The sequence below is a fragment of the Binatus soli (SeqCode) genome (assembly GCF_050015535.1).
Lineage (GTDB): Bacteria > Desulfobacterota > Binatia > Binatales > Binataceae > Binatus > Binatus soli.
In genome coordinates, this window is sequence record NZ_JBEKBF010000016.1 from 71,808 (window position 1) to 95,147 (window position 23,340).

General features: G+C 63.5%; 22 protein-coding genes. 2 read left to right on the forward strand and 20 right to left on the reverse strand.

Features of this window, described 5'->3' with window-relative positions; all coding sequences use genetic code 11:
• Positions 1-83 precede the first annotated feature (83 nt).
• The 9 genes from der to ABR989_RS13445 all read right to left on the reverse strand — a co-directional run bounded on the left by der (position 84) and on the right by ABR989_RS13445 (position 10,207).
• On the reverse strand, positions 84-1,535 hold the full coding sequence (gene der, locus ABR989_RS13405) for a ribosome biogenesis GTPase Der (RefSeq protein WP_428129403.1): 1,452 nt from the start codon (positions 1,533-1,535) through the stop codon (positions 84-86).
• Positions 1,532-2,419, reverse strand: a complete 888-nt coding sequence (gene era, locus ABR989_RS13410; RefSeq protein WP_428129537.1) for a GTPase Era — start codon at positions 2,417-2,419, stop codon at positions 1,532-1,534. The genes der and era overlap by 4 nt, the downstream gene beginning before the upstream one ends.
• Positions 2,412-3,074 (reverse strand): ribonuclease III, encoded by a 663-nt coding sequence (rnc, locus tag ABR989_RS13415; RefSeq protein ID WP_428129405.1) that lies wholly within the window; start codon positions 3,072-3,074, stop codon positions 2,412-2,414. The genes era and rnc overlap by 8 nt, the downstream gene beginning before the upstream one ends.
• A gap of 25 nt (positions 3,075-3,099) precedes the next feature.
• A complete protein-coding gene (gene mtaB / locus ABR989_RS13420) occupies positions 3,100-4,431 on the reverse strand; it encodes a tRNA (N(6)-L-threonylcarbamoyladenosine(37)-C(2))-methylthiotransferase MtaB (RefSeq protein ID WP_428129408.1) in 1,332 nt (443 codons plus the stop codon).
• Positions 4,432-4,433: 2 nt separating this feature from the next.
• A complete protein-coding gene (gene mnmA / locus ABR989_RS13425; protein WP_428129411.1) occupies positions 4,434-5,540 on the reverse strand; it encodes a tRNA 2-thiouridine(34) synthase MnmA in 1,107 nt (368 codons plus the stop codon).
• Positions 5,537-6,700: a cysteine desulfurase family protein gene (locus ABR989_RS13430; RefSeq protein WP_428129413.1), complete on the reverse strand. Its 1,164-nt coding sequence runs from the start codon at positions 6,698-6,700 to the stop codon at positions 5,537-5,539. The genes mnmA and ABR989_RS13430 overlap by 4 nt, the downstream gene beginning before the upstream one ends.
• A gap of 146 nt (positions 6,701-6,846) precedes the next feature.
• The gene (cimA, locus tag ABR989_RS13435; RefSeq protein ID WP_428129415.1) at positions 6,847-8,514 is read right to left on the reverse strand and encodes a citramalate synthase; all 1,668 of its coding nucleotides are present in this window, start codon (positions 8,512-8,514) and stop codon (positions 6,847-6,849) included.
• A 5-nt stretch (positions 8,515-8,519) separates the two neighbouring features.
• A complete protein-coding gene (locus tag ABR989_RS13440) occupies positions 8,520-9,761 on the reverse strand; it encodes an aspartate kinase (RefSeq protein ID WP_428129417.1) in 1,242 nt (413 codons plus the stop codon).
• Between the two features lie 140 nt (positions 9,762-9,901).
• On the reverse strand, positions 9,902-10,207 hold the full coding sequence (locus ABR989_RS13445) for a hypothetical protein (RefSeq protein WP_428129418.1): 306 nt from the start codon (positions 10,205-10,207) through the stop codon (positions 9,902-9,904).
• Positions 10,208-10,564: 357 nt separating this feature from the next.
• Between ABR989_RS13445 and ABR989_RS13450 the strand changes: the two genes are divergently transcribed.
• Entirely contained in the window at positions 10,565-10,765 is a 201-nt protein-coding gene (locus ABR989_RS13450; protein ID WP_428129421.1) for a hypothetical protein, read from the forward strand.
• Positions 10,766-10,943: 178 nt separating this feature from the next.
• Here the strand turns inward: ABR989_RS13450 and tsaE are convergent, their stop codons facing one another.
• Together tsaE and ABR989_RS13460 are read right to left on the reverse strand one after the other, a co-directional pair.
• Complete coding sequence (gene tsaE, locus ABR989_RS13455; RefSeq protein WP_428129424.1) at positions 10,944-11,456, reverse strand: tRNA (adenosine(37)-N6)-threonylcarbamoyltransferase complex ATPase subunit type 1 TsaE; 513 nt, start codon at positions 11,454-11,456, stop codon at positions 10,944-10,946.
• A 29-nt stretch (positions 11,457-11,485) separates the two neighbouring features.
• Positions 11,486-13,039: an NAD(P)H-hydrate dehydratase gene (locus tag ABR989_RS13460; protein WP_428129426.1), complete on the reverse strand. Its 1,554-nt coding sequence runs from the start codon at positions 13,037-13,039 to the stop codon at positions 11,486-11,488.
• Positions 13,040-13,145: 106 nt separating this feature from the next.
• On the opposite strand from ABR989_RS13460, the gene ABR989_RS13465 reads away from it, so the two are divergent.
• Positions 13,146-13,904: a pyridoxine 5'-phosphate synthase gene (locus tag ABR989_RS13465; RefSeq protein ID WP_428129429.1), complete on the forward strand. Its 759-nt coding sequence runs from the start codon at positions 13,146-13,148 to the stop codon at positions 13,902-13,904.
• Positions 13,905-13,908: 4 nt separating this feature from the next.
• Here ABR989_RS13465 and glmM read toward each other — a convergent pair whose 3' ends face one another.
• From glmM to ABR989_RS13510, 9 genes are all read right to left on the reverse strand, one after another.
• The gene (gene glmM / locus ABR989_RS13470) at positions 13,909-15,276 is read right to left on the reverse strand and encodes a phosphoglucosamine mutase (RefSeq protein ID WP_428129432.1); all 1,368 of its coding nucleotides are present in this window, start codon (positions 15,274-15,276) and stop codon (positions 13,909-13,911) included.
• The gene (locus ABR989_RS13475) at positions 15,260-16,243 is read right to left on the reverse strand and encodes a CdaR family protein (RefSeq protein WP_428129435.1); all 984 of its coding nucleotides are present in this window, start codon (positions 16,241-16,243) and stop codon (positions 15,260-15,262) included. Before ABR989_RS13475 ends, glmM begins: the two co-directional genes overlap by 17 nt.
• Positions 16,244-16,279: 36 nt before the next feature.
• Entirely contained in the window at positions 16,280-17,032 is a 753-nt protein-coding gene (gene cdaA, locus ABR989_RS13480; protein ID WP_428129437.1) for a diadenylate cyclase CdaA, read from the reverse strand.
• Complete coding sequence (gene folP / locus ABR989_RS13485; protein ID WP_428129439.1) at positions 17,025-17,903, reverse strand: dihydropteroate synthase; 879 nt, start codon at positions 17,901-17,903, stop codon at positions 17,025-17,027. Before folP ends, cdaA begins: the two co-directional genes overlap by 8 nt.
• A gap of 140 nt (positions 17,904-18,043) precedes the next feature.
• Complete coding sequence (gene ftsH, locus ABR989_RS13490) at positions 18,044-19,978, reverse strand: ATP-dependent zinc metalloprotease FtsH (RefSeq protein WP_428129441.1); 1,935 nt, start codon at positions 19,976-19,978, stop codon at positions 18,044-18,046.
• A gap of 51 nt (positions 19,979-20,029) precedes the next feature.
• Complete coding sequence (tilS, locus tag ABR989_RS13495) at positions 20,030-21,466, reverse strand: tRNA lysidine(34) synthetase TilS (RefSeq protein WP_428129444.1); 1,437 nt, start codon at positions 21,464-21,466, stop codon at positions 20,030-20,032.
• A 123-nt stretch (positions 21,467-21,589) separates the two neighbouring features.
• Complete coding sequence (locus ABR989_RS13500; protein WP_428129446.1) at positions 21,590-21,865, reverse strand: chaperone modulator CbpM; 276 nt, start codon at positions 21,863-21,865, stop codon at positions 21,590-21,592.
• Positions 21,866-21,917: 52 nt separating this feature from the next.
• The gene (locus ABR989_RS13505) at positions 21,918-23,051 is read right to left on the reverse strand and encodes a DnaJ C-terminal domain-containing protein (protein ID WP_428129449.1); all 1,134 of its coding nucleotides are present in this window, start codon (positions 23,049-23,051) and stop codon (positions 21,918-21,920) included.
• 90 nt (positions 23,052-23,141) lie between these two features.
• Positions 23,142-23,333 carry a CcmD family protein gene (locus ABR989_RS13510; protein WP_428129452.1) on the reverse strand — a complete coding sequence of 64 codons (192 nt, stop codon included), beginning with the start codon at positions 23,331-23,333 and terminating at the stop codon, positions 23,142-23,144.
• Positions 23,334-23,340: the final 7 nt, after the last annotated feature.

Below are 23,340 nucleotides of genomic sequence, written 5' to 3' on the forward strand. Positions count from 1 at the left end.
CGGGAATTGCCTTGACACTGAAATATACCGGACCCGGCGCGGCGTACGAAACGCCATCGCGCCAATGCTCCACAGCCGCAACCCTACGCGCGCGCGGGCTTGGTGCGCGGCGCGGGCCGGTTGCGAGGCTTGCCGCGCGGCCGTCCCGGCGGACTGCCTTGCACCCACGAGCGGCCGGTGCGCCGAAAATCGAGCCGCAGCGGCGTGCCGACAAGTCCCAGGGACTTTCGAAATCGCGTTTCGATGAAGCGTATGTAATGCGCCGGGATGCCGCGTTCGACGTTGGTGAAGAATCGAAGCCGCGGCGGTGCGCTGCCGACCTGCGTCACGTACATCAGGTTCAATCGCCGCCTATCCACCTGCGGCGGATCCATCGCGGCCGTCGCCTCGGCCAGCGTCCGATTCAGCCGCGAAGTCTGAAAGACCGCACGCCACGAATCTCCGGCCTGGGTCGCAGCCGGGATGATCCCGTCCACGCCGTCGCCGGTGACCGCGGACGTGAACACCATCGTCGCATAGTCGAGGAACGGGTAGCGCTCGTGCGCGTCGCGGACGAATGCCGCCACCTTGCGCCCCTGCTTCGCGGCGACATCCCATTTGTTGCACACGATCACCATCGCGCGGTCGCTGCTGTCCACCAATCGCGCCAGCCGCGCGTCCTGGTCGGTGATTCCCTCGCTCGCGTCGATCACCAGCAGCACAACGTTCGCGCGCCTGATCGTTTCGATCGCCCGGCCCACCGAATGATGCTCCAGCTCGCCTTCGACGCGCGGCGGCCTGCGCATTCCTGCCGTGTCGATCAACAGTACATCGCGGCCCTGTGCGCAAAGCCGTACGTCCACCGGATCGCGCGTCGTGCCGGGGGTGTCGTCCACGATCGCGCGCTCGAAACCCGAGAGCCGGTTGAGGATCGACGACTTCCCCACGTTGGGGCGGCCGATAAGCGCAAGCCTCAAGTCAGGGGATGCGGCCACGGCGCCTTCGCGCTCGGGCAGCCGCGCGACGACTTGATCGAGAAGCTCGTCGATTCCGCGTCCGTGCGCCGCCGAGATGAAAAACAACTCCTCGCCGCCGAGCGCGTAGAATTCAGCCGCCTCGGCCTCCTGTCCCGGCCGATCGATCTTGTTGACGGCCATGATCAGCGGGCATCCCGTTTCGCGTACCAGCGCGAGCGCCTCAGCGTCGGCCTCGCTCAGCCCGCCCTTGCCATCGAGGATGAACACCACGACATCGGCCACCCCCACCGCGGCCAGCGCCTCGCCGACGATGCGTTCGGTCATCCGCTCATGCCCGCCAAGCTCCAGGCCGCCGCTATCGACCGCGACGAATTCGCGGTCGCCGTGGATCGCGCGGGCAAAATTGAGGTCGCGCGTAGTGCCGGGAATCGCGCTGGTAATCGCGCGCCCGCCCCTGGTGATTCGATTGAACAGCGTGGACTTGCCCGCGTTCGCGCGGCCAACCAGCACCACCGCCGGCAGACCTTCGGCCGCAATCCGCCGCACCTCCGCGCCCGGCCCTCCGCGTGCGCTCGTCACAGTCCGAACTCCGCGAGCTTGCGCGGATCGCTCGTCCAATCGCGCTCGACTTTGACGATGATTTCCAAAAACACGCGCGCGCCGAGAATTTCTTCGAGCTCGAGGCGCGCCGCCGTGCCGATCTCCTTGAGCGTGCGCCCGCCCGCGCCGATCAGCATGCCCTTGTGCGACTCGCGATCGACAACCACCGTCGCGCTGATCCTCTTGAGCTTGCGCTCCGCGTCCTCTTCGAACTTCTCGACCCTGACGGCGGTCGAGAACGGAATCTCCTGGCGCATCTTGAGAAAAATTTTCTCGCGGATGATTTCCTCCGCGATCATTCGTTCGCTCTGATCGGTGTACTCATCGGGCGGCATCAGCGCCGGGCTCACCGGGAGCATCCGCTTCACAGTCAGCAACAGCTCGTCAATATTCTCGCCGCTCAGTGCGCTGACCGGGACGATCTCGGCGCCGGGAAATCCGCGGTTGATTTCCTCGATTAGCGGCAGCAGTTGAGCGCGCGGGACGCGATCGACCTTGTTGATCGCAACGATCGTCGGACGGCCCAGCGCGCGGATGTCAACCAGCACGGCGCGATCGCCGGGGTTCAGATGATCGCCTGCCTCTACCACGGCCACAATGACTTCGCCCTCCGCGATCGCGCGCCGCGCCACCTGCACCATTCGCTGATTCAGTTGCTTCTTCGCCTCATGAAGTCCGGGCGTGTCGATCAGTAAAATCTGCGCGTCGGCGTCGCTGCGGATACCGAGAATTCGCCGCCGCGTGGTCTGCGGACGCGGTGTGACGATCGCGACCTTGTGCCCCACCAGCCGGTTCACCAGCGTCGATTTGCCGACGTTGGTGCGGCCGGCGACCGCCACGAATCCGGCGCGATGCTCACCCATGGCGCTCACCGCGCTCCTCTTCTATTCGATCCAGCGCGAGGCGCGCCGCCGCCTGCTCGCTTTGCTTCTTGCTGCCGCCCTCGGCCACGCCGAGATCGCGGCCCGCGATTCTGATTCGGGTCGTAAAGCGCCTGGCATGATCGGGCCCTTCCGTCGCGATCAGTTCGTACACCGGCTGCGCGCGAAATTGCCGGTACGCGATTTCCTGCAATTCGGTTTTGTAATCGCGCTCCGCGGCCGGTCCGCCGATATCGCCGGTGAACAGGCGCTCGACCACCTGCTGCGCAGGCGTGAGTCCGCCGTCGGTATAGATCGCGCCGATCACCGCCTCAAACGCGGCCGCAAGAATCGAGGTCTTCTCGCGCCCGCCGCTTTTTTCTTCGCCTTTCCCCAGCCGGATCATTTCGTTCAATTCAATCGCCTGCGCTTTGAGCGCCAGCGTTCGCGCGTTTACGATCGACGCGCGCTGCTTGGACAGCGGGCCTTCCTTCGCGGTCGGAAACTTGCGCATCAGCAGGTCTGCGATCGCAAGATCAAGCACCGCGTCGCCAAGGAACTCCAGCCGCTCGTAATGGACGTCGCTGCCGACCGCAGCGCTCGGATGCGTCAGCGCGGTCTCCAGCAAATCCGCCCGCACGAACGAATAGCCGAGCACGCGCTCGAGTTTGGTGCGGGGACTTTCAGGAGGCCCGGAGGCAGGCGGTCTCGTCCGCCCACGGCCGAACAATCTTCCCAACCAGTTGCGCGCCTTCAACGGTTGCCGCCTCCACCTCGACTTCTCGATTTGTCAGTTCATCGGGCCCCTGCGTCGATACCCGCAGGTAGTTGCGGCTGTAGCCCTGGAGCTCGCCGCTGGGCCCGCGTTCTTCAAGTAATACCTTAAGTTTTGTTCCGACGAATCGCCGGGCAAATTCTGCCCGCTTGCGCTCGCCCAGTGCGCGCATCAGCCCGGCCCGCCGCTTGATCTCCGCCGGCTTCACCATCCCGGAAAACTTCGCCGCCGTGGTCCCGGCCCGGACCGAATACGGAAACACGTGAAAATACGCGATCGGCATCGACTCGACGAAATTGAAGTACGACTCGAAACGGTCCCCTGTCTCACCGGGAAAGCCCACAATCAGGTCGGTGCCAATCGCCGCATCGGGCCACGCGCGTAAAACGCGCTCGACGCGATCGTGAAAATAGCCGCGCTGATAACGCCGCCGCATCCGCGACAAAGTTTCGTCGTCGCCCGACTGCAGCGGCAGATGCAGATGCGGGCAGAATTTTCCGCTGCTCGAGATTATTTCCACGATACGGTCGCTCAATTCTTCGGGATCGAGCGAGCTTATCCGCACCCGCTCGAGCGGGCATCGCTCGGCGATCATCTCGAGCAAATCCGCGAGATCGACCCGCGGCTCGAGGTCCCTGCCGTAGCCGCCGAGATGAACCCCGGCAAGAACGACTTCCTTGAAGCCGCGTGCATAAAGATCGTCGAGCGCCGCCATCACCCGGCGCGGCTCGACGCTCCGAGAGGCGCCGCGCGAAAACGGCACGATGCAGAACGTGCAGAATTGATCGCATCCCTCCTGCAATTTCAGAAACGCACGCGTATGACCGTCCAGCGTGACCGCGGCCAGTTCAATCGGCCCTTTCGCCTTGCGCAGATTCGTGACCATCACACGCTCGCCCGCTCCCGAAGCCGCTGCGCGTTCGAGGTCGTCGAGCATCCCGAGTCCGATCACGGCATCAACCTCCGGCGCTTTCGCGAGCACGTCGGGGCTCGCTTGCGCCAGGCATCCGGTCATGATCACGCGGGCATTCGGATTGAGCCGCCGCGCGCGCCGTGCGATACGCAGGCTCTCCGCGTCCGCGCGATCGGTGATCGTGCAGGTGTTGACGATATAGACGTCGGCTTGCTCGCTGAACTCGCGGCGTTCCATCCCGCGCGCACTCAGGCGCGACTCGATAATCGCCGAATCGTACTGATTGACCTTGCATCCGAGCGTTGCGATCGCGAAGCGCGTTGCCATAGTCAGTTCGCTTGCTCTTCCGTGATCGCCCGTTCGATAAATCCGCCGCCGAGCACTTCCTCGCCGCGGTAAAAAACGCACGCCTGTCCCGGTGTCACTGCAGGACCGCCCGACGCGAAGCGAATCTCCGCGCAGCGCCCTGAATCGACGCGCATCGTTGCCGGGATCGCGCGATGCCGATGGCGAATCTTCACCTCGATGTTCAGCTCGCGCCCCGACGCAATGGAATCATCGACCAGGCTGACTCGATTCGCGATCAGGCCCGGAGAATTGAGTTCCTCGCGCCGCCCGGCCACGACCTCGCCCGACTCGGCCCGAATCTCGCGGACGTATAGGCGTTCTCCGCTGGCGATACCGAGGCCGCGCCGCTGTCCTACCGTGAATCGATGCACGCCGCAGTGAGCGGCCAGGCGTCTTCCGTCGCTGTCGATAATCGATCCGGGGCGGAGTTGCGCGGGATCGCTCTGCCGCTCGACAAAACTCGCGTAATCGCCGTCGGGAACGAAGCAGATTTCCTGGCTCTCAGGCTTGTCCGCGGTGGCAAGGCCCAAAGCGCGCGCGCGGGCGCGAACTTCGGTCTTGGTCATCGCACCAACCGGAAAAATCGTTCGCGAGAGTTCGTCCTGCCCGAGCGTGAATAGAAAATACGACTGATCCTTCGAGTCGTCGGCGGCGCGCAGCAGATGAAATCTGCCGTCTGCCCCCTGCTCTATTCGGGCGTAATGTCCGGTCGCCACATAGTCGGCCTTGAGCGCGCGGGCGCGGCTCCACAAGCGATCGAATTTGATCTCGCGATTGCACATCACGCACGGATTCGGCGTGCACCCGGCCAGATATTCGGAAACGAAGTTATCGACCACGCGCGCGGCGAAGTCGGCGCGCAAATCAATCACGTAGAACGGAAAATCCATCCGCTCCGCCACCCGGCGCGCATCTTCGAAGTCGTCATGCGAGCAGCAGGCGCCGCGGCGGTTCGCCATTGGCGCAGACGGCTCGGGCGCAAGCCGCATCGCCACGCCGACCACGTCGTAACCCTGCTCGCGCACCATCGCCGCCGCCACCGAGCTGTCCACCCCGCCCGACATCGCAACCAGCACTCGCGGCCTCATCGTGCGCTCGCCTCCGACAGAGGTTCGCTGGCGGCGACACGCCGCCACACCTGGGGGATGAGCGCCGCGACGGCTTCGATCTCCTGTGCGGTGTTGTTCCAGCCGAGGCTGATCCTGAGCGAGCTGCGCGCGTCGGCAACGCTGCGGCCCATCGCGCGCAACACGTGCGACGGCTCGACGGCTCCTGCCGCGCACGCCGAGCCCATCGACACTTCGACGCCCTCGAGATCGAGCGCAATCAGCATGCTCTCGCCAAGCACGCCCGGAAACGTGAGGTTGAGCGTATTCGGAAGCCGGCCAACAATCGGGCCGTTCAAGCGAAGACCGGGAATCGCCTCGCGGATACGCGCGAACAGCGACGCGGCAAGTGAACCGATTCGGACCGACTCTGCCGCCATCGCATTCATCGCGGCCTCGGCCGCCGCGCCGAAGGAGACTGCGCCAAGCAGATTCGGCGTGCCCGCCCGCATGCCGCTTTCATGCGGCCCGCCAAAAACGATCGGCGCCACGCGCGTAAAGTCGCGGACGTACAAAGCGCCAACTCCCGAATGCGCGCCAAGCTTGTGGCCGCTCAGTGTCAGCAGATCGCATCCCAGCGCCGCGATATCGACCGGAATTCGGCCGACTGCCTGCGCCGCGTCTATATGAAACAACGCACCGGCCCCGCCGCACATGGATGCGAGCGGAGCGAGATCCTGAATCGTTCCGACTTCGGAGTTCGCCAGTCCGAGCGTGACGAGCGCGGTCTCGCTATCGAGCGCGGCGAGCACGCGCCCGGGATCGACTCGTCCGTCGGAGTCGGGCGCGACTCGCACTACCTCAAAACCGCGGCGCTCGAGTTCTGCAATCGGAGCGAGGATCGATGAATGCTCGATCTGGGATGAAATAATTTTACGGCGTCGGGAGGCCGCGGTGATCCCTCCGAAGATGGCAAGATTGTTCGACTCGGTGCCGCCGCTGGTAAACACGATCTGCCGCGGCTCGGCGCCGACGATCGACGCGACTTGCGCGCGCGCAACCTCGAGCATCCGGCGCGAACGCTGGCCTGAGCGATGCACCGACGAGGGATTCCCACCCATGTCGGCCGGCAGGCGTGAGACCGCGGCGGCAGCCTCGACACGAACAGGAGCGCCTGCATTATGATCGAGATAAATCGGCATGGACGGTTTCGTTCGCCACCAGTGGGCGATTAGCTTATCTTACGCCGATCGGCGGAAAAAGATGGGGGTTCTCCGCGTGACGCAGACGCATCAAGCGCGAACATAATCGTGGTTGGCGCGGGCGTGGTCGGATGCTCGCTCGCGTCCTATCTTGCACGCGCCGGCGCATTCTCCGCGGCCCTGCCAGAGCGCGGACGCGCGCCGTTGTGCTTGCTCGCCGCCTTCGTGCGCGGCTTCACGTTATCCTTGTGCAGCTTGTATTCGACCGAGTCAACCAGCGCCTGCCAGCTCGCCTCGACGACGTTGCTCGACAATCCGACCGTGCCCCATCGGCGTTTGCCGTCGGTCGATTCGATCAGCACGCGAACGCGCGCCTCGGTACCGGCGCCGTTGTCGAGCACGCGGACTTTGTAATCGACCAACTGCATCGCCTCGAGATTGGGATAGTACGGCAGCAACGCTTGACGCAGCGCCGAATCGAGCGCGTTGACGGGGCCGTTGCCGATGGCGGAGTTGCGCGTGCGCACGCCGTCGGGTCCTTCGATCACGACCACCGCCTCGCTGAAAGGCGCACGGTCCTCATGCCACTTGTCGTCGAAGACGCGGAAACTGACGAAGTTGAAATGTTCTTTGGTCAGGCCGAGCGTGCGCAGCATCAGCAGCTCGAACGAAGCGTCCGCCCCGTCGAAGGTGTAGCCCGCGCCCTCGAGCCGCTTGAGTTCGTCGAGCAATACGCCGATCTTGTCGTTCGCCGTTTCGAGCTCGAGTCCGAATTCTTTGGCCTTGTACACGATATTGGCGCGGCCCGAGAGCTCGGAGAGCAGCACGCGGCGGTCGTTGCCGAGCAGGGCGGGATCGACGTGCTCGTAGGTCGCGGTGTTGCGCTGGATTCCCGAGACGTGCAGCCCGCCCTTGTGCGCGAACGCGCTGCGGCCGACGTACGGCTGGCGCGCAAACGGCGTGATGTTGGCGAGTTCGTACACCAGCCGCGAAACCTCGCGCATCGTCTTGAGCTTGGCCGGGGGCACGCAATGGTAGCCCAGCTTGAGCTGCAGGTTGGCGATTATCGAAACCAGGTTCGCGTTGCCGCATCGCTCGCCGAAGCCGTTGATCGTCCCCTGCACCTGCACCGCGCCCGCCTGCACGCCGGCTAGGGTGTTGGCGACCGCGACGTCCGAGTCGTTATGACAGTGAATTCCGATCGGGCAATTGACCGCCGCGCGAGCCGCCGTTACCGCGGCTTCAATTTCACCGGGCAGGCGTCCGCCGTTGGTGTCGCACAGCGCGATCAGCGTGACGCCCGCGTCGTCAACGGCTTTCAGGCACGCAAGCGCGTACTCGGGATTGTGAAAATAGCCGTCGAAGAAATGTTCGGCGTCGAAAATCGCCTCGTCGAAGTTCTTTCTCAGAAACGCGATCGTGTCGTTGAGAATTTCGAGATTTTCGTTCAGCGGGATTCGCAGCGCCTCGCGCACGTGCATGTCCCAGGTCTTGCCGACCACGGTCGCGACTTGAGTCCCGGTGCGCAGCAGCAGCTGCAGATTGCGATCGGCCGCGGCGCGAACTCCGGAGCGCCGAGTCGAGCCGAAGGCTGCGATCTTGGCGTGGCGAATTTTGATCTTCTTGATCTCTTTGAAGAACGCGGCGTCGCGATCGTTCGAGCCCGGCCATCCGCCCTCGATGTAATCGAAACCGAGATCGTCGAGCCGTTGGGCAATCGTGACCTTGTCCTCAACCGTCAGCGAGACGTCTTCGGACTGGCATCCGTCGCGCAAAGTGGTGTCGTAAACCTGGATATGTTTTGCATCCGCCATCGGACTCAAACTGTCTCCCGCGGCGCGGCGTTCGAGCCGCCGTTGACAAACGCGTCGTGCAGCGCACGCATCGCGAGTTCCCCGTATTTCGAATTGACCACGACCGAGACCTTAATCTCCGAGGTCGAAATCATCTCGATATTAATCCGTTCCGCCGCCAGCACCTGGAACATCGTGGCCGCGACGCCCGCATGCGTGCGCATTCCAACTCCGACCACCGAAACCTTGGCGACCTGATCGTTATGCCGCACGCCCGGCGAGCCGATTTCGGCGGCTGTACGCGTAACGATTTCGAGCGCGCGGCCAAGGTCTTCGCGGCCGATGGTAAACGTCATGTCGGTGCGGCCGTCGGCGCTGGCGTTCTGGATGATCATGTCCACGACGATTCCCGCGTCGGCGATCGGGCTGAAAATCTTCGCGGCCAGACCGGGCCGATCCTCGACGCCGGCTATCGTGATCTTGCTTTGATTCTGGTCGAGCGTTACGCCCGAAACGAGCACGTCCTCCATTGACAAATCCTCTTGTCCGACCCACGTCCCCTCGGCTTCACGGAAGCTGGAGCGGACGACGAGCGGCACATTGTAACGGCGGGCTAGTTCAACCGAACGGGTTTGCAGGACCTTCGCCCCGAGTCCCGCCATCTCGAGCATCTCATCGTACGAGATGCGGCCGAGTTTTTTTGCTTTGGGGCAGATGTTGGGATCGGCGGTATAGACGCCGTCCACGTCGGTGTAGATTTCACAAGCGTCGGCTTTGAGAGCCGCTGCCAACGCCACCGCGGTCAGATCCGACGCGCCGCGGCCAAGCGTCGTGATATCGCCGGCGGGGTTGACGCCCTGGTAGCCGGCCACCACGACGATCTGCCCATCGTCGAGAGCGCGCATCACCCGATCGCATTGCACGGACTTGATTCGCGCGCGGCCGTAATTCGAGTCGGTGGTCAGGTTCATTTGAAAAGCCAGGAAAGAAACCGTCGGATGCCCCATCGACTGGAGCCGGATCGCGAGCAGCGCAGCCGAGACCTGCTCTCCGGTGGCGACCAGCACGTCGGTCTCGCGCGGGCTGGGGCGATCACTCAATTCGGAGGCTAGCTTGAACAACCGATTGGTCTCGCCGGCCATCGCCGAGACCACCACGACCATCCGATTGCCGGCGCCGCGCGCCCTGACCACGCGATCGGCGACCGCCTTGATTCGCTCGATCGATCCGACCGAAGTTCCGCCGTATTTTTGAACGACCAATCCCAACGCGATGACCCTATCCGCCCTGGAAAAAGGGGGAATTTAGTATTATGTGCGGAAAATGGGCCTCAAACCAGCCCCTCGCGGGCAGGTACTGTCCTAATTTCAGGCCGAGTGTCCGGATTTCAGGATGGAAGTGTCCTGATTTAAGAAGCGAACCAACCGTGAATGACCGGCCACAGTTTGATGATTGTCGCCACGCCTATGAATGCCGCAACCGAAGCAACAAACTTCGCAATCGCCTTTGCACCAGTGATTTCACCAGAAATCTTTCTTAATTCCTTAGTTTGATCCTGTCCTTGAGCGGAGAGCGTGGCTACTGCGTTTTTTAATTCCCCGACTGCCATACTCAAATCGAATACGGCAGACGTTAACGGATCGCTACTACCGGTGCGGAGTGAGCGACGCGGCTTAGTTGTGAAGCGGAGGGGAGTTTCCTCTTTAGCCGCCATTAGCAGTTAGCCACTCCCATATATTGGCGGACTCGCGGCCCCAGTATCCGGACACACCGAGAACTATTGCAGTTCTGACATCGTCCGGTTTATCCGCTGAAATTCCTAATCGGTCTGAGACTTCTTCAGCCGTTCCGGTACTGGCGACGAACCAGTGTCCCTTGGAGTGGAATTGTATATGTTTGTCCGGGTAAAGCGCCCGTATCCGTTCGTCGAGAATATTTTCATGCCCAGGGCCAGCTATGACAGCGAAGATCATGGCACTTTCATCCTACCATACGAGGGGAAAAGCAAGCACGTCCATTATCTACGTGGCATATTCGTGCCCTTCCCGCCACGTCCGACGATCAATCTGAATTGCCGTGTCCCCGGAAATCAGCCAGTACCGCGGGCAGCGTGGTGGCGCTCTACGCGCTCTGGTACAACTTCATTCGGATTCACAAGACGCTCAGAGTAACGCCTGCGATGGAGTCGGGCGTTGCCGATTATCTTTTTTCGTTCGAGGATTTAGTTGGAATCGTGGACGAATGGGAAGCGAGCCAAAGAGAAACCGCATGAGCGGATGGTTTAAGCGTGAAGTCGAGATGGCGGGTCGTCAACGTGTCATGGCGAGCATAATTCTGTTCTGGGCTCCGATACTTCTGATGGCCATCTTTGGGCTCGTTTTCTGGTTTATTGATCGAATTTCAAACTGAGACACTACCCTCGCGCAGCAGGGTGGTGCAGCTTCCCGCCCTCAGGCGAAGCGGCGCTTCAACTTGGAAATGATTTGCGCATGGCGGGAGTCCGCCGCGCTGAATTCGATTCGGCGGATGTTCGCGCCGGCGTAGCTGATGCGGACCGCCAGGTATTCCATCTCCGCACCGCCGCGCAGACACTCGAACCATTCGACGGCTGCGACACCTTCGGAAAACAAATATTCGCGAAGACCCAGGTCATCCAGTGTCGCCTCTTCGAGGCGATACAGATCTATATGATAGAGCGGGAAGCGCCCGTGATGCTCCTGGATCATCGTGAAGGTGGGGCTCAGGATGTCCTCTTCGCGCAGGCTTAGTCCGCGCGCGAGTCCTTTGATAAAGCAGGTCTTGCCCGCACCGAGATCGCCAATCAGGCCGAGCAGTTCCCCTCCTTCGAGAAGCGAGGCCAGCCGCCGTCCCCACGATTTGGTCTCGTGCGGCGAGCGGCTCTCGATCACCATCGTGACCACGGTCGCGCCCGATTCCTCCGATTCTGCAGCGGCATTAGCCATCGCGATTACTCAGTCGTAATATAGCGCAACTACCGCGTTAGTGCTTCCAGTGCCGCCGGCAACTCGTCAATGAGGTCGCCGGCGATATAGCCAACGCGCCCCATCCGCGCCGCGACGCGATCCGCCGCGTAGCCGTGGAGAAAAACGCCAAGCGCGAGCGCGTCCATCGGGCGCATCTTCTGCCCCAGCAGCGCGCCGACGATTCCCGACAGCGCGTCACCGATGCCGGGCGTGCCCATCCCGGGATTGCCGGTCGAGTTGATATAGAGGTCGCCGTCGGGAGAGGCGATAACGGAACGCGCGCCCTTTATCAGCACGGACGCTCCGGTTCGTTCCGCCAGATTGCGCGCGGCAGACACGCGATCGTCGTTGATGATCGCCGGGGTCACGCCGAGCAGGCGCGCGGCTTCTCCCGGATGAGGCGTCAGCACGACCGGACCGCGCGCACGCCGGGCGGCTTCGCAACCGATCGCGGCCAGCGCGTTGAGTCCGTCGGCATCGATCAGCATCGGACGCTCGCGCTCGGACGCGTCTGAGATCAGCCATTCGACGAGGCGTCTGGTGTCATCGCTGACTCCCATTCCCGGCCCCACGATCAACGCGTTCATCCCTTCGATTATGATCTTTAACGTGTCGGGCGCGTGAGCGCCGTCAAAGTGGCCGTCGCGATCGGCGATCGGCTCGGTCATCAGTTCGGCCTGCCCCGCCGCGACGATTGGCTGGATCGACTCGGGCACCGCCGCCGTAACGAGGCCCGCGCCCGCTCTCAAGGCGGCGCGTGAAGCAAGCAGTACGGCGCCGGACTTGCCGCGGCCGCCGGCGATTACCAGCGGATGTCCATACATTCCCTTGTGCGAATTCGCCGGCCGCGCGCGAATCAAATGCCGCACGTCGTCGCGCTCGAGGAATCGGCCGCGGGGCGCTATCTCCTCAATCGCGCGCGCGGCGAAACCTATATCGACGATCCGCAACTCGCCGGATTGTCCGGCGCCCGGATATGAAACGTGGCCGAACTTCGCGAACCCGAACGTCACCGTGAGAGACGCGCGGATCGCCGCGCCCATGACAGCACCCGTGTCCGAGTTCACTCCCGACGCGATATCGACGGCGATTACGGGCAATCCGAATGAATTAACAATCTCGATCGCGCGCCGCGGCCCGTCTTTGACCTCCGCGTTCAAGCCGGTGCCGAAAATCGCGTCGATAACGGCGCTCGGGCGTTTGCCAAGCGCGGCTTCGAGGCTGGACTCTCCCGATGCCTCGATCGCCTTGCCACCGGATGCGCGAAACTCCGCGTATGCGCGCGCGGCATCGCCCTTCAAGTCCGCCGCGCGACCGAGCAGAACGGCTCGCGCGCCGAAGCCGTCCCGAATCAGCCGTCTTGCAGCGACGAATCCGTCGCCGCCGTTGTTACCCCGGCCCGCCACGACGAGCACATCGGCGGCCGCTTCGGGGAAGCGCTCGACGAGCGCGTCGGCAACAGCCTCACCCGCCCGCGTCATCAGCAGGTAGGACGAAATTCCGTACTTTTCCTGGCTGATGCGATCGAGTTGGCGGCTTTCGGCGGCGTTGAGCAAAATCATCGTCGGCAATCCTGCGGGAAATATTACACCATGCGCGGGAGGCGGGAATGCGGGCGGCAGTGAAAAACTGGACTGGCGCGCTGGCTCTGGTAGCCTCGGTATTGAAATGATTCGGCTCAGCGTCAACGTCAACAAAATCGCGACGCTCCGAAATGCGCGCGGCGGAAATATTCCCGACGTAGTCGAGGCGGCGCGTACCTGCATCGCCGCGGGATGCCACGGGATAACGGTCCATCCGCGCCCCGACGCCCGGCACATCACGTTTCAGGACGTGTTCGATCTCGCCGCGATGCTGACGGTCGAGTTCAATATCGAAGGATACCCGGGCGCGGAGTTTCTTGACCTCGTGATGCGCGTCAAGCCGACGCAGGTGACACTCGTGCCCGACCCGCCGGGCGTGCTGACGTCGAATGCGGGATGGAACCTGACGAGCGGAGCGGAATGGGTTGGCGACGTGCTCGCAAGGCTCGGCAACGCGGGCATCCGCACGAGTCTTTTCCTTGATACCGACGCCCGGCAGATCAGGCGCGCACGAGAACTCGGGGCGGACCGAATCGAGTTGTTCACCGGGCCTTATGCGAATGCGTTCGGCACGCCGGCCGGTCAAGAGATTCTCGCGGCGCATCGCGAGGCCGCGCGGCTGGCGCGGGAAATCGGACTGGGCGTGAATGCGGGCCACGATCTCGATCTCAAGAATATTCCGGCCTATGCGAAAGCGGTCAAAGGCTTGCAGGAGGTCTCCATCGGCCACGCGCTGATCTCCGACGCGCTCTATATGGGCCTGACGCGCGCGGTAAAGGCGTACCTAAAAGCGCTCGGCTCGAAGCCGCTGACCGCGAAGCGCAAGCGCACGAAGCGCAATTAATCGGTCACGCCGTGCCGGCGTACTTGCGGATCGCGGCGCCGATTTCCTGGGCGAGCGCTTTGATCTGAACGCCGTCCTCGCCTTCGACCATCACGCGCGCGAGCATCTCGGTCCCCGAATATCGCACCAGCAGCCGGCCGCTGCCCGCCAGCCGTCGCTCGGCGTCGGCGATGATTCGTTGAACGTCGGGCATCTCGGCTAGCGGCACGCGATTTCGGACGCGCACGTTTTCCAGAACTTGCGGCACGCGGTGCATCGCGCGCAGTTCGCCGAGCGTCCGGCCACTTTCGGCCATCTGCGCAAGCACCATCAACGCGCTGATCAGTCCGTCGCCGGTGGTCGAGTAATCCATGAAGATCACGTGGCCCGACTGCTCGCCGCCCAGGTTGTACGAGTTGAGTCGCATCTCGCGCGCGACCGCGGGGTCGCCGACCTCGGTGCGGATCAGCCGCACGCCCGCGTCGCGAAGCGCGAGCTCGAGTCCGAAGTTGCTCATCACGGTTGCGACCACGGCGTTGTGGCTCAGCCGGCCTTGGGCGGCGAGCTTGCGGCCGAGCAGCGCCATCATGTCGTCGCCGTCGAAGACTTCGCCGCGCTCGTCGATCAGCATCACGCGATCGCCGTCGCCGTCGAGCGCTATGCCGACGTTGGCGTGCTCGCGCAAAACGGTCTCGCGAATCCCGTCGAGATGCGTCGCGCCGCAATTCAGATTGATGTTGGTGCCGTCGGGCTCGGCCGCGATCGCCAAGACCTCGGCGCCCAGTTCCTCCAGCACCTCGGGACCGACCTTGTAGGCCGCGCCGTTGGCGCAATCGATCGCGACCTTCAGCCCGTCGAATGCGACCGAGCGCGGCAGGCACGACTTCAGAAATACCAGGTAACGGCCGAGCGCGTCGTCGATGCGCGCCGCCTTGCCGATATCGTCCGCGCGCGCGCGATGCATCCCGACCTCGCCTTCGTCGAACACCAGCGCTTCGATTCGGCGCTCGGTCTGGTCGTCGAGTTTGAATCCTTCGCGCGAAAAAAACTTGATCCCGTTGTCCTGGAAGGGATTGTGCGAGGCCGATATGACCACGCCCGCGTCGGCGCGCATGCTGCGCGTCAGAAACGCGATCGCAGGCGTCGGCAGCGGACCCACCAGCCACACGTCCACGCCCATCGAGCAGATTCCGGACTCAATCGCGGTCTCGATCATGTAGCCCGACAGGCGGGTATCCTTGCCGATAAGAATTCTGCGATGACGACCCGTGGAATTGCGGAACACATGCGCGAGCGCGCGGCCGAGCTTCAGCGCGGTCTCGGAGGTAATCGGCTCCTGATTGGCGACTCCGCGGACGCCGTCGGTGCCGAACAGTTTACGATGGGTGCTCATCGGCAGTAGTTGTCAGCTTCTGGTGATACATCCGCAGTCTAACCTTGTCGGGCGACTGGCGCACCAACTGCATTCCGTCGGGCAGTGTCACTTGCAGCGGCAACTCGTGCGAGCCCGGCGCGACGCCCTTGGCGTCAACGTAGGCTAGCCCCTTCGGCGCGAGACCCGCGAGCTTGACCGCGGGCCCGCGAATCGTCAGCGTGGCCTGCCTGGGTTCGATTCGGTACTTGAAATTGCTGTCCTTGACTTCCACCTCGACCGCGCGAAACTCACGGTCGGTAATCGCCTCCGCGACACTGATGCGCGCATCGACGTGACCCGTAGAGAATCCCAACGCCGGATTGGGCGCCGCGATATCAACCGAGCGGCTGGTATCCGAGGTGAGTCCCTTCAAGTCGAAGGGTTCCGTGCTGACCGACGTAAGCGGCGCGACGAACCGGCTCGGCCCCATGATTGTGACGCTCGGCGGCGTAATATCGACCGAGGTAATCGTGTAGCCGGGCTCGACCTTCCCCTGAACCGCCAGCTGGACCGGCACGTCGCGGCTAACGACGCGATCGACATCAAGCGACAATTGATCGGGCGAGATGCTGGTCACGGCGGTATTTCGTTCTACGTTGAACATCGCGGGATAGATCTTGAACTCGGATTGTCCCGCCGCGACGCCGCGCAGATCGATCTTGAGCGTGAGCCGCTCGGGATCCAGCAGCGACAGCAGGTTGCGCGGACCTGTGACTTCGATTTTCACGAACGCCGGCGGATGGTTCACGATCACCATCCCCGGCGGCAGCGAGCTATAGCTGATAGGCACCGTGAGCGGCTCGCGTGAATTCCGCTCGGCCGTGTTGACGAATATCCACAGTCCGGTCGCGAGCACCACCGCGAATATGCGCAGCCCGATGTCGCCGCCGCGGAGCCGCCGCGCGCCGCTAACTGCGAACATATATTTGAAGTCGCCCAGCCTCATCGTGCGTCGTCCCGTCGCTCTTTTGCCTCCGCGCTCCTAACCCGGCAGCTTCCTCAGTGTGGACAGGACCTCGGCTGGTTCCAGTCCACGGCTCAGAACACCGCCGCGGGCAAGAGAAATCGTCCCGTCCTCCTCGGACACGACCAGCACAACCGCGTCGCTGTCCTCGCTCATTCCAATCGCCGCGCGATGACGCGTGCCCAGCGACAGGCTTACGTTGGGGTTTTGCGACAACGGCAGCAGGCACGCCGCCGCGAGTACCCGGTCGCCGTTTATGATCACGGCGCCATCATGCAGCGGAGAGCCGTTCATGAAAATCGTTTCGAGCAATTCGGGCGAGACCTTGCCGTCAACGACTCTACCGTTTTCGACGAACTCACCCAGCCCATCGTCCTGTTCGATCACTATCAGCGCGCCGACTCGACGCGCCGAAAGCCACGCCGCCGCGGTTGCTATTTCCTCCGCAGGCGTGACGGCAGCCGCATTGCGGCCCAGGAAGGATTGCGCACCGACACGGGTCAGCGCGCGCCGAATGTCCGCCTGGAAGATAACCACCAGGATCACAAACAACGAACCAAGGAAGTTGTTCAAGAGCCAGTTGAGCGTGAACAGTCCGAGCACCTGCGACACCACGAACGCGCCGCCCACGATCACCATCCCGACCACCATCTGCATCGTGCGCGTACCGCGGATCAGAAGCGCGATCCGGTAGATCACGTACGCCACGATCAGGATGTCAACGATGTCCTGCCATCGCGGCTGCGGTATCATGGGTATGTAGTTATGCATTGCGCCTGAACCGCCGATCCCGTCCCGCCATCGCCGCGGCCATCCGCACCACGGCGACGGCCGCGCCTGCGTCGTGCACGCGCACGATCGACGCGCCGGCCGCCACTGCCAGCGCGTTCGCAGCCGCCGTGCCGAATTCCAGCTCCCGCTCGCCCGCTCCGGCTATTCGCGCCACAAAGCTCTTGCGCGACGCCCCCACCAATACGGGATAGCCGAGCGCACAGAGGTCGGGCAAGGCGGCCAGCAATTTCAGATTATGCTGGGCCGTCTTGGCGAAGCCCAGTCCCGGGTCAACGATGATTCGCGAGCGCACAACTCCTGCCCCCGCGGCGAATCGCGCGCGCGCCTCCAGGTATTCGACGACCTCGCGCACCACGTCGCGGTAGCGTGCGAACTCGATATGATTGGCGAGACCGCCGCGCATATGCATCAGCACCACCGCGCACTTCGTTCGCGCCGCAAGGGGCGCCATTTCGCAGTCGTGCTCGAGCGCCGTGATATCGTTGATTATCGCCGCGCCCGACTCGAGCGCGACTCGCGCGACCTCCGCCCGCCGCGTGTCGATCGAGATTGGCACGCCGAGCCGCTTGCTTAAGCGCGCGAGCACCGGCCTGACTCGCGCGAGCTCGACCTCGACCGGGACCTCCGACGCGCCCGCGGGACGCGACGATTCACCGCCCACGTCGATCAGGTCGGCGCCGGCCGCTTCCATCGCAAGCGCGTGCTCGACGGCGCGGTCCGCCTCCAGGTATCTACCGCCATCGGAGAAGGAGTCGGGCGTGACGTTGAGCACGCCCATCACCGCGGGGAACTTGATTACGCGACCGTCGTAAAGCTTGAGATATGGGGATTGAGACGCCCGCTTGCGCAAGGCTCGATCACTGGATGACTTGGGTTTAATCCGCGAGCGTCGCATCGCACCGGCCCCACTTCCCCCTCACCTACGCGGCAACCGACTCGCCGTGGCGAATCGAGTCAATTGAAGCGCCGCGACCACGCCGGCGAAGACGACTACACGAGAACGGGTTTCGGCGGGAGTCCGGGCACCGGGCTTTCGTTTTCGTTGTCGGCGCGCTTTTCCTTGCCCGGCTCCGCGCCTGGACGCGGCGGAAAATCATTGCGCACCGCGGCCGGCGACGGCGGCATCTCGCGCCCTTCGCGGAACGCCGTCGCCATCGCCTCAACTTCGCTACCGTCGAGCACTTCCTTCTCGAGCAGCCGCGCGGCGATCGCATGGAGCAGCGGCAGATGATCCGACAGGATCTGGCGCGCCTTCTGATACGAATCATCGATGATACGGCGCACTTCGCGATCGATCTCAAGCGCGGTTTGCTCGGAGTAATCCTTATGATGCGAGATGTCGCGGCCCAAAAAGATCTGTTCCTCGCGCCGCCCGAACGTCATCGGGCCAAGCTCCTTGCTCATGCCCCATTCGCAGACCATTTTGCGCGCGAGCTCGGTCGCTTTTTCGATATCGTTGCCCGCACCGGTTGTCATCTGACCGAACACGAGTTCTTCCGCGGTGCGCCCGCCGAACATCACCGCCAATCGCGTCACCAGGTAGTCGCGGGGATACGTGTAGCGATCGTCCAGCGGCAATTGCTGCGTCACGCCAAGCGCCATCCCGCGCGGGATAATCGTAACCTTGTGGACCGGATCCGCACCGGGCTGAAGCATCGCGACCAGCGCGTGCCCGCCTTCATGATAAGCGATTATCTTGCGCTCCGAGCCCGACATCACCATCGAGCGCCGTTCCGCGCCCATCATCACCTTGTCCTTGGCCAGCTCGAAGTCCGACATCTCGACCTTGTCCTTGTTGCGGCGCGCCGCCAGCAGCGCGGCCTCGTTGACAAGGTTTTCGAGGTCGGCGCCCGCGAAGCCAGGCGTCGAACGCGCGAGCTTGGTCCCATCGACGTCCTCGGACAGCGGCACCTTGCGCGTGTGGACCTTCAGGATGCCCTCGCGCCCCTTCACGTCGGGCAGCGGCACCACCACGCGGCGATCGAAGCGGCCCGGGCGCAGCAACGCCGGGTCAAGCACGTCGGGGCGATTGGTCGCCGCCACCAGGATCACGCCCTCGTTGGCCTCGAACCCGTCCATCTCGACCAGCAACTGATTGAGCGTCTGTTCGCGTTCATCATGACCGCCGCCGAGGCCGGCCCCGCGATGACGTCCCACCGCGTCGATCTCGTCGATGAAAATGATACACGGCGCATGCTTCTTGCCCTGCACGAACAGGTCGCGCACGCGCGACGCGCCAACGCCAACGAACATCTCGACAAAGTCCGATCCCGAGATCGAAAAGAACGGCACGCCTGCTTCGCCGGCGATCGCCCGCGCGAGCAGCGTCTTGCCGGTTCCCGGCGGCCCGACCAGCAGCACGCCCTTGGGGATTCGGCCGCCCAGCCGCGTGAAGCGCTTGGGGTCGCGCAAAAATTGAATTATCTCTTCGAGTTCGTCCTTCGCCTCGTCGATTCCGGCCACGTCGGCGAAGGTAACTTTGTGGGTATTCTCAGTCAGCAGCTTGGCGCGGCTCTTGCCAAACGACATCGCCTTGCCGCCGCCGATTTGCATCTGGCGCATGAAGAACATGAACAGCCCCACCATCAGCAGAACCGGGAACCACTGTATCAGCGCGACCATCCACCACGGATCGCCCTCGGGCGCCTTGGCCGCGATCTTGACGCCCTTTTCGCGCAGCGTCTTGACCAGGTCGGGATCGTCGGGCGCGTAGGTCTTGAAATGCTCCCCGCTGGTCGTATCGCCCTTGATTTGATTTCCTTGAATCGTCGCCTCGACGACCTGGTTCTTCTCAACCTGGTTAAGGAAGTCCGAGAAAATTATTTCGGGTTCTTTGGGCTGTTGCCTGCTGAAGATATTGAACAGCAGAAGGAACATCAGTCCCAGCACCAGCCACAGTGCAATACTGCGAGAAAACTGATTCATGCTATAAGACAAAGTATCACGCGCGTTGACCCGCACGCAACGTGGCATGCGCTAAGCGGCGATTTCGCGCGCCTCAACTCGCAGTACGGTTTCGGTGGCCTTGGTCACGAGCGCACAGTCTGCGCGCGCAAGCCCCGGCAGCCACGCGATTTCGCCGCCGACCGTGACGACCGGGAAGCGCTCGCGCCTGGCCCGTGGCCACTTGCGATCTACAAACACGTCATGGACCTTCCGCGTGCCACGCATCCCCATCGGATGCATCCTGTCGCCCTTCATAAAATTGCGTGCGACCAAGCCCGCGTCCGCGATTTCCGCAGCATCGAACATTGCGACCAACGAAGACGAAAGCAAACTATCCGGCATCGACGCGTCCGCGGCGGCGCCGGCCGCGGCCGGATTCGTCGAAGCCTCGAACTTGAAACCCGCCGCCTCGACGACTGTGATTCCGTGCGCCGCAATCGCAACCGAGAATCCAGCGGCGCCGGTTTTACTCCCGGCCCGCGAATGAACCAGCCGAAAAAAATTGTACTCGCGCTCGGCGCGCCAGCCGCCCGGAAGATCGAGCGAGTCGCTCGGACCGCCTTCGAGTATCAGTTGGCGGACAGCCTCGATATGCGCGCGCGAAATCTTGCGCAAAGATCCCATCCGCTCGGAGAGAAACAGCCGAATCGCAACCGCTTGCACCGCGCGATTCACCCCGCTGAATCCCGACACGTCGAGCGCGCCGCCGCGCCGACGCGCCGCATCCAATTCGCGCGCGGCAATCGCCGCGACGAGGTCGTCGAGCGAGCGCATCTCGGCCGCAACTTCCACCAGCCGCCCGCCAAGCCCCGGCGCGTACTCGCGCTCGAGCATCGGGAGCAGTTCGGCGCGAATCCGGTTGCGCAGAATGTCGCGCGACGAATTCGTCGAATCTTCCACGAACGCAATCGCGCGCGCGTCCAGGTAGCCGCGAATGTCGGCGCGCGAAATCGACAGCATCGGGCGAATCAACCGACCCGGCCCGCGCTCGGCCATCGCCGCCATCCCAGCCGCCCCCGCGCCGCGCATCAGGCGCATCAGCACCGTCTCGGCCTGGTCGTCCCGATGGTGCCCGAGCGCAAGAAAGTCGGCTCCGATACGGTCCGCAACGCGCCCAAGAAAATCGCGGCGGACCTCGCGCGCCCGCTCCTCCAGGTTCGCGCTGGAAATCGCCGCGTCGAGTCCCTCGGCGCGTTCGACGATCAATTCGACACCAAGTCGCGCGCACATAGCGCGCACGAATGCTTCGTCGCGATCGGATTCATCCCCTCGAATCCGATGGTTCAAATGCGCCGCCGCAACCCGGGGTCCCAGCCTCTCGCGAAGCTCAAGCAGCGCGCAGGTAAGCGCAACCGAATCAGCCCCGCCGGAAAGTCCGATCAGTATAGATGCGCCCCGACGCACCCCCGCCCGCGCAAGCGCCGCCTCGATCGCGCCGACTACTGTCTTTTCAGCATCCCGACCCATCACGGACGAGATTAGCAGGGGTGACCCCTGCACCCAATGTTAAGATAAACATGCGGGCTTCGCCCTGCTGAAAGCCACGGCGGGTTTCGCATCAAATAAAGTGATTTCCCCTCGCCCTCGCCTCTACCGCCCCAGTTGATCCAGCAAATGCAGGATCACGCCGATCCCCGGGATATTCACTTCGAGTTCCTCGCCGAGCGTGCGAATCACACGAACCCGGCGCAGCGCTTCGCGATCGTACAGCGCGTCCGGCCGTCCGCGCACTTGCTCCACTCGAACCGGCGCGATCAGATCCTCGCGCTCCCACGACGCCAACTCGCGTTCGCTGATTCCGCCTATCGAGCAGAACACGCTCCTGCTCATCAGGACCACTTTGCCGCGATCGGTGCGTCGATGCATCGAAGTCGAGCCTGTAGATGAAGATCGCCGCGCCACCGTATTCAGCTCCGCATCATTTCGACGCCATCAGTTCCGCCCGCGGATCGGCAATCCCGCGCGCCTTCAGACTATCGGCCAATTGCTGCATGAGCTCGCGCTCCTTGGCGCTCAAGTCGGTCGGCGCGAGCACCTTCAGTTCGTAGAGCAGGTCCCCCGCCGGCTCCTTGCCGTGCGCCGGCAGTCCCCGCCCGCGCAGCCGCATCACCCGTCCCGCCTGGCTTGCGGCCGGAATCTTGAGCGACACGCGCCCGTCAACCGTCGGCACGGTGATTTCGGCGCCGAGCGCCGCTTCGTAGTCCCACACCGGTAAATCGACGCGGAGGTCGCGGCCTGCAAGCGCAAACACCGGGTTCGGTTCGATTCTGACCGTCAGGAAGAGATCGCCATTCTGATCGGGACGCGGTGCGCGGCCGCCCTGCCCCTTCAAGCGCAACTGCGTGCCGTCCGCCACGCCCGCCGGGATTGTGACTTCGAGCGTGCGCCGTGCCTGCACCACGCCACCTCCGCCGCAGGTCGGACATGGCTCGGCGGAGCGAATCACGCGCGCCTTGCCCTGCTTTTCCTCGCGCGCGATCATCCCGCTGCCGCGGCAGGTGGCGCATTCGTCCTCGGCGACGAGATCGAGCCGCCGCTTCGCGCCCTTGACGGCATCGACGAGCGGGATTCTGACTTCGGCGCGAAGATCCGGCGCGCGCGCCGGCTCGGCGCCCGCGCCGCTGGTCTCGAAATCGAAGCCGGAAAATCCGCGCGACGAACCCCGGCGCCTGCCGGCGCTATGTCCAAAACCGGCCGCTGCGCCGCCGCCGAAGAATTGCGAAAAGAAATCGCTGAAATCGCCGCCGCCGAAGTCTGCGCCCGCGCCCGCGCCGGCCGGCGATTGCTGCCGCGCATAGCGGCGCATCATCTCTTCCTGCGATACGCCGTGCTCCCAGTCGGCGCCGAGCTCGTCGTACTTCTTGCGCTTGTCGGCGTCGCCGATGACCTGGTAGGCCTCGTTCAGTTGCTTGAATTTGGCCTCGGCATCCTTGTTGTTGGGATTTACGTCGGGATGGAATTTGCGGGCGAGCTTGCGGTAGGCGCTCTTGATTTCCGCCCCGCTGGCTTTCCGATCGACGCCGAGAGTTTTGTAGTAGTCGCGAAATTCCATCCGGAATACTCAGTCGGCAACATTCGTAACCTCAGTTACTATACCCTACTTGCTATGCTCGATTAGCAAGTTGCGCCGCGCGAACCCGGTTCAAGCCTCGGATTGCGGCTCCGTTGGACCGCCGGCCGCCGACCGCTCCGCCAGCGCCGCCATCCGCGCCTCCAGCGTGCGAAGTTCCGCGTCAAGCGCCGCCTGGCGGCGCCAGATGAACATTACGTACAGGAAAATCACGATGAAGATGATGCTGTACGCGGCGAACAGGTATCCAAAATGTGCTCCCATCAACTCA